At 63.4% G+C, this 6,303-nt stretch carries 6 protein-coding genes; all 6 read left to right on the forward strand.

The annotated features are described in order from the left end of the window. Positions 1–200: 200 nt before the first annotated feature. The 6 genes from SSPN_RS58145 (at position 201) to SSPN_RS56195 (ending at position 6,182) form a co-directional block, all read left to right on the forward strand. Entirely contained in the window at positions 201–1,913 is a 1,713-nt protein-coding gene (locus tag SSPN_RS58145) for a hypothetical protein (RefSeq protein WP_192814568.1), read from the forward strand. 56 nt (positions 1,914–1,969) lie between these two features. Next, positions 1,970–2,329 (forward strand): hypothetical protein, encoded by a 360-nt coding sequence (locus SSPN_RS0141290; protein ID WP_148272130.1) that lies wholly within the window; start codon positions 1,970–1,972, stop codon positions 2,327–2,329. Between the two features lie 134 nt (positions 2,330–2,463). After that, on the forward strand, positions 2,464–4,713 hold the full coding sequence (locus SSPN_RS0141295) for a hypothetical protein (protein WP_237710991.1): 2,250 nt from the start codon (positions 2,464–2,466) through the stop codon (positions 4,711–4,713). A 4-nt stretch (positions 4,714–4,717) separates the two neighbouring features. Beyond that, positions 4,718–5,401 carry a hypothetical protein gene (locus SSPN_RS0141300; RefSeq protein ID WP_010316538.1) on the forward strand — a complete coding sequence of 228 codons (684 nt, stop codon included), beginning with the start codon at positions 4,718–4,720 and terminating at the stop codon, positions 5,399–5,401. 183 nt (positions 5,402–5,584) lie between these two features. Then, positions 5,585–5,914: a hypothetical protein gene (locus SSPN_RS56190; RefSeq protein ID WP_148272131.1), complete on the forward strand. Its 330-nt coding sequence runs from the start codon at positions 5,585–5,587 to the stop codon at positions 5,912–5,914. After that, positions 5,904–6,182 (forward strand): hypothetical protein, encoded by a 279-nt coding sequence (locus SSPN_RS56195; protein ID WP_148272132.1) that lies wholly within the window; start codon positions 5,904–5,906, stop codon positions 6,180–6,182. The genes SSPN_RS56190 and SSPN_RS56195 overlap by 11 nt, the downstream gene beginning before the upstream one ends. Positions 6,183–6,303: the final 121 nt, after the last annotated feature.

A 6,303-nucleotide genomic window follows, 5' to 3' on the forward strand; every position in this document is an offset into this window, starting at 1 on the left:
CTCCGTTCGTGACGAGGATTGCGGAGCGGTTTGGGGGTGGCTGGAGAGAGGTTGCGGCGGAGATAGGGCTGGGGGACGGGACTGGTTTGCCGGCCGATTTCGAGCAGTCCCTGCTGAATCTGGCGGAGTTGTACTGGGAGGTAGATCCGGATCTGTCCAGATTTGACAAGGCTCCGTTGTGGTTGCGGCGGATCCGGGTGTTGATCGATGCCGGCTTCGACGACGGCAGGGAGGGTGCCGACTTCTACGCCCGGCCGATTGACGATCTTTGGAGCCTGCTGGCCGAACTGTCGGTCCCGGTGTTCAACCCTTTCACCGGACACGACGAGGCTCATCCATCCTTGGGGCGCAGAGAGTTTCGTCGCTGGCTCAGGCGGATGGATCTGCTGCACGATCTTGGTGGTGTCGGCAAGGTGGTCGGTGAGGTCGGCCCGGACTTGGTGGGTGGTAGGCGGCTGTTCCCGGTTATACGGCTGGCAGAGCAGTTGCACGACGAGACGGCAGACATGGAAATGTTCCACGGTCTGGCGTGGCTGGCGAACCAGCTTGATCCCGTGTCGTCGAACATTTCGTTGTCGTACCTCACCGACATGATTGCGGACATTGAAGGCCGAGCCGATGGGCACGCCCCTCCTCCGGACGTGCATCGCTTGGTGGAGTTGGTGGCGAGGGCGCGAGGGTTTCTTGGTCAGGTCGACGGCGATCCGAAGCGAGCGTTGGAGGCAATTTGGAACGCCGACAGGCGTTGGGAATGGACGAAGAACCGGCTGACCGAGCTTGAGGACACTGCGCTTGACGACGATGACGAACAGATGGCGGAGTGGGCCATGAGATTGCTGGCCGGGTTCGAGGACGCTCGGTCTGTGGTGGTCAGGGAGCCGGCGGAGTCGCAGGCGCGCCTGAACGCCGTTGTCCTGACTCCGTTCATGACGAGGATTGCGGAGCGGTTTGGGGGTGGCTGGAGAGAGGTTGCGGCGGAGATAGGGCTGGGGGACGGGACCGGTCTGCCGGCCGATTTCGAACAGTCCCTGGAGAATCTGGCGGAGTTGTACTGGGAGACAGATCCCGATCTCTACGAATTTTACAACGCTTTGCCGGGAATGCGGCGGCTCCGTTTGTTGATCGATGTCGGCTTCGACGACGGCAGGGAGGGCGCCGCATTCTACAAGCGAAAGGTTGATGATCTCCGGACCCTGGCGGCCGAGCTGTCCGGCCTAGTGGTCAACCCTCAAGCCGGACAGCAGGAGCTTCGTTCGACCGCGGAGATTCGTCGCTGGCTCGGGCGGATGGATCTGGTGCACGATCTTGGTGGGGTCGGCGCGGTTGTCGGTGAAATCGGCGCGGATTTGGTCAGTGGTAGGCGGCTGTTGCCGGTTATCCGGATGGCCGAGGAGTTGTATGGCAAGCGGGTGGGGGTAGAGAGGCTGCGCGGCCTGGCGTGGTTGGCCAACCAGTTTGATCCCCAGTCGTCGAACATTTCGCAGGCGTCCCTTGCCCGCATGGCGGCGGGTTTCGAAGGCCGAGCCGATGGGCACGCCTCCCCGTCGGACGTGGTGCCGACTTCTACGCCCGGCCGATTGACGATCTTTGGAGCCTGCTGGCCGAACTGTCGGTCCCGGTGTTCAACCCTTTCACCGGACACGACGAGGCTCATCCATCCTTGGGGCGCAGAGAGTTTCGTCGCTGGCTCAGGCGGATGGATCTGCTGCACGATCTTGGTGGTGTCGGCAAGGTGGTCGGTGAGGTCGGCCCGGACTTGGTGGGTGGTAGGCGGCTGTTCCCGGTTATACGGCTGGCAGAGCAGTTGCACGACGAGACGGCAGACATGGAAATGTTCCACGGTCTGGCGTGGCTGGCGAACCAGCTTGATCCCGTGTCGTCGAACATTTCGTTGTCGTACCTCACCGACATGATTGCGGACATTGAAGGCCGAGCCGATGGGCACGCCCCTCCTCCGGACGTGCATCGCTTGGTGGAGTTGGTGGCGAGTGGGCGAGAGTTTCTTGGTCAGGTCGACGGCGATCCGAAGCGAGCGTTGGAGGCAATTTGGAACGCCGACAGGCGTTGGGAATGGACGAAGAACCGGCTGACCGAGCTTGAGGACACTGCGCTTGACGACGATGACGAACAGATGGCGGAGTGGGCCATGAGATTGCTGTTCGACTTCGAGGACGCTCGGTCTGTGGTGGTCAGGGGGCCGGTGGAGTCGCAGGCGCGCCTGAACGCCGTTGTCCTGACTCCGTTCGTGACGAGGATTGCGGAGCGGTTTGGGGGTGGCTGGAGAGGTAGAGAGGCTGCGCGGCCTGGCGTGGTTGGCCAACCAGTTTGATCCCCAGTCGTCGAACATTTCGCAGGCGTCCCTTGACCGCATGGCAGTGGGTTTCGAAGGCCGAGCCGATGGGCACGCCTCCCCGTCGGACGTGCGTCGCTTGGTGGAGTTGGCGGGGAGGGCGCGAGGGTTTCTTGGTCAGGTCGACGGCGATCCGAAGAGAGCGTTGGAGGCGATTTGGAACGCCGATAAGGCTTGGCGGCGAATGGGGGACAGGCTGGGATCTAGATCCGGATCTTTCCGGATTTGACGAGGCTTTGCTGTGGATGCGGCGGATTCGGGTGTTGATCGATACTGATTGTGAGGATGGCGGGGAGGGTGCTGGTTTTTACAAGTGGACGGTTGATGATCTACAGACACTGGTGACCGTCGCGCACGGGCCGGTGTTTAACCCTGAGACCGGACAGCAGGAGCTTCGGTCGCCCGGGGATGTGGAGGTCGGCGAGATTCGTCTCTGGCTCGAGCTGATGGACGTCGTGCACAACCTCGGCGGTTATCACGAGCTCGTCAGCGCGGTCGGCGCAGATTTGGTGGGTGGCAGGCGGCTGTTCCCGGTCATCCGGTTGACAAACGATTTTTACATCGAGCCGTTGGATATGGATACGTTCCATAGCCTGGCGTGGTTGGCCAACCAGCTTGATGCCGAGTCATCGACCATTTCGTTGTTGTCATCGCTTACCCGCATGGTTGCGGGCTTCGAAGGCCGATCCGCTGGGGACGTCGACTTTGGGGAAGTGCGTGACCTGGTGTCGTTGGTGGGGAGGGCGCGAGAGGACCTTGGTCGGGTCGACAGGGATCCGAAGAAGGCGTTGGAGGCGATGTGGAACGCCGATACGCCTTGGCAGCGAATGGGGGACAGGCTGGCCAAGCTCGTGGAGACCGCGCGAGACGAACCGACGGGGGGGTGGGCTCGGGGAGTGCTGGCCGGGTTCGAGGACGCTCGGTCTGTGGTGGTCAGGGAGCTGGCGGAGTCGCAGGCGCGCCTGAACGCCGTTGTCCTGGCTCCGTTCGTGACGAGGATTGCGGAGCGGTTTGGGGGTGGCTGGAGAGAGGTTGCGGCGGAGATAGGGCTGGGGGCCGGGACCGGCCTGCCCGCTGATTACCGGCAGGCGGTCCTGACTCCGTTCGTGACGAGGATTGCGGAGCGGTTTGGGGGTGGCTGGAGAGAGGTTGCGGCGGAGATAGGGCTGGGGGACGGGACTGGTTTGCCGGCCGATTTCGAGCAGTCCCTGCTGAATCTGGCGGAGTTGTACTGGGAGGTAGATCCGGATCTGTCCAGATTTGACAAGGCTCCGTTGTGGTTGCGGCGGATCCGGGTGTTGATCGATGCCGGCTTCGACGACGGCAGGGAGGGTGCCGACTTCTACGCCCGGCCGATTGACGATCTTTGGAGCCTGCTGGCCGAACTGTCGGTCCCGGTGTTCAACCCTTTCACCGGACACGACGAGGCTCATCCATCCTTGGGGCGCAGAGAGTTTCGTCGCTGGCTCAGGCGGATGGATCTGCTGCACGATCTTGGTGGTGTCGGCAAGGTGGTCGGTGAGGTCGGCCCGGACTTGGTGGGTGGTAGGCGGCTGTTCCCGGTTATACGGCTGGCAGAGCAGTTGCACGACGAGACGGCAGACATGGAAATGTTCCACGGTCTGGCGTGGCTGGCGAACCAGCTTGATCCCGTGTCGTCGAACATTTCGTTTTCGTACCTCCCCGACATGATTGCGGACATTGAAGGCCGAGCCGATGGGCACGCCCCTCCTCCGGACGTGCATCGCTTGGTGGAGTTGGTGGCGAGGGCGCGAGGGTTTCTTGGTCAGGTCGACGGCGATCCGAAGCGAGCGTTGGAGGCAATTTGGAACGCCGACAGGCGTTGGGAATGGACGAAGAACCGGCTGACCGAGCTTGAGGACACTGCGCTTGACGACGATGACGAACAGATGGCGGAGTGGGCCATGAGATTGCTGTTCGACTTCGAGGACGCTCGGTCTGTGGTGGTCAGGGGGCCGGTGGAGTCGCAGGCGCGCCTGAACGCCGTTGTCCTGACTCCGTTCGTGACGAGGATTGCGGAGCGGTTTGGGGGTGGCTGGAGAGAGGTTGCGGCGGAGATAGGGCTGGGGGACGGGACTGGTTTGCCGGCCGATTTCGAGCAGTCCCTGCTGAATCTGGCGGAGTTGTACTGGGAGGTAGATCCGGATCTGTCCAGATTTGACAAGGCTCCGTTGTGGTTGCGGCGGATCCGGGTGTTGATCGATGCCGGCTTCGACGACGGCAGGGAGGGTGCCGACTTCTACGCCCGGCCGATTGATGATCTCCGGAGCCTGGTGGCCGATCTGCCGGAATTCTATCTTCAGACCGGACAGCACGAGCCTCGGTATTCGTCGCTGGCTTGAGCGGATGGATCTTGTACACGACCTTGGTTACCGCAAGCTCGTCCGTGAGATCGGCGAGGATTTGGTGGGCGGTAGGCGGCTGTTCCCGGTCATACGAATGGCAAACGAGTTGTACGGCGCGTGGCCGGAGATCGGGACGCTACGCGACCTGGCGCGGGACCTGCGGGTTGCGGAGGCACGGGATTCGGTGCAGCAGCTCACCGCTCGGAAGGTGGAGTTGGAGGAGAGCCTGGATCTGGCTGAGTCTGTGCCGGAGGTATTGGCGACGGGTTCGATATGGACTTCGTTGCTGAATCCTGACGATCTGCGGGCGCAGATCGGGGAGTTGGCGGGGCGTGTCGAGGCCGAGCGGGGGGTGTTGGACGGGTTGGTGAGCGACGTGCGGGAGGAGGGGGGCCAGGACGACACAGACCCGCGTGGGCGGGAGAGAACGGCTGAGGACCTGACGGGGGATGCGGAATCGCCTGGTGCGGGGGCGTCGTCGTCTGCTGGTGCGGGTTTGCGGGGGGCTGAGTCGGCTGGGGTTTTGGGTGCCGGTGTGGAGGGGGCGTTTCGGGGGTGGCTGGAGAGAGGTTGCGGCGGAGATAGGGCTGGGGGACGGGACTGGTTTGCCGGCCGATTTCGAGCAGTCCCTGCTGAATCTGGCGGAGTTGTACTGGGAGGTAGATCCGGATCTGTCCAGATTTGACAAGGCTCCGTTGTGGTTGCGGCGGATCCGGGTGTTGATCGATGCCGGCTTCGACGACGGCAGGGAGGGTGCCGACTTCTACGCCCGGCCGATTGGACTCGGCCGGATGGCGATGGGCAACCGGAGGTGGGTCCCTATGACCTTCGCTTGCCGGAAGACCAAAACGGGCTGCGTCCGGACTGGGTGCACCTGCGCGCCCCGGTGGTTGAACGGGTTGCCGGGCTGGACGAGCAGGAGATTGAGGACCCCGAGCAGGGATTCGAAGAGGCGGTGGATCCGCTTGCGGATCTGATGTGGGAATTCGGGGAGGAGGCGGATCGAATCCATGCGGAGCCGCTGCCTTTTCCTGGCGGTGACGAGTTGGTGGCGGGGCTTGCTCGGCCGTTCGCGGGGGAGGGCGGGGATGGTTGGGAACGGCTGGCGCGGGAGGTCGGGCTGGATGTTGCGGCGGGCGGTTTGGCAGGCGCGCCTGAATGCTGTTGTGCTGCCGTCGTTCGTGACGATGATCGCTGAGCCGTTTGGGGGCGGCTGGAGCGGGCTTGCGGCGGAGATAGGGCTGGGGGACGGGACCGGCCTGCCCGCTGATTACCGGCAGTCGCTGGAGAATTTGGCGGAGTTGTACTGGGATCTAGATCCGGATCTTTCCGGATTTGACGAGGCTTTGCTGTGGATGCGGCGGATTCGGGTGTTGATCGATGCCGGTTTCGGGGGCGCCGGGGAGGGTGCTGCTTTCTACGCCGTGGGGCTTGACGATCTGCGGAGCTTGGTGGCCGGGCTGTAGGCGTTGGAGGCGATGTGGAACGCCGATACGCCTTGGCAGCGAATGGGGGACAGGCTGGCCAAGCTCGTGGAGACCGCGCGAGACGAACCGACGGTGGAGTGGGCTCGGGGAGTGCTGGCCG

It is taken from the genome of Saccharopolyspora spinosa NRRL 18395 (assembly GCF_000194155.1).
In the GTDB taxonomy this organism is placed as follows: domain Bacteria; phylum Actinomycetota; class Actinomycetes; order Mycobacteriales; family Pseudonocardiaceae; genus Saccharopolyspora; species Saccharopolyspora spinosa.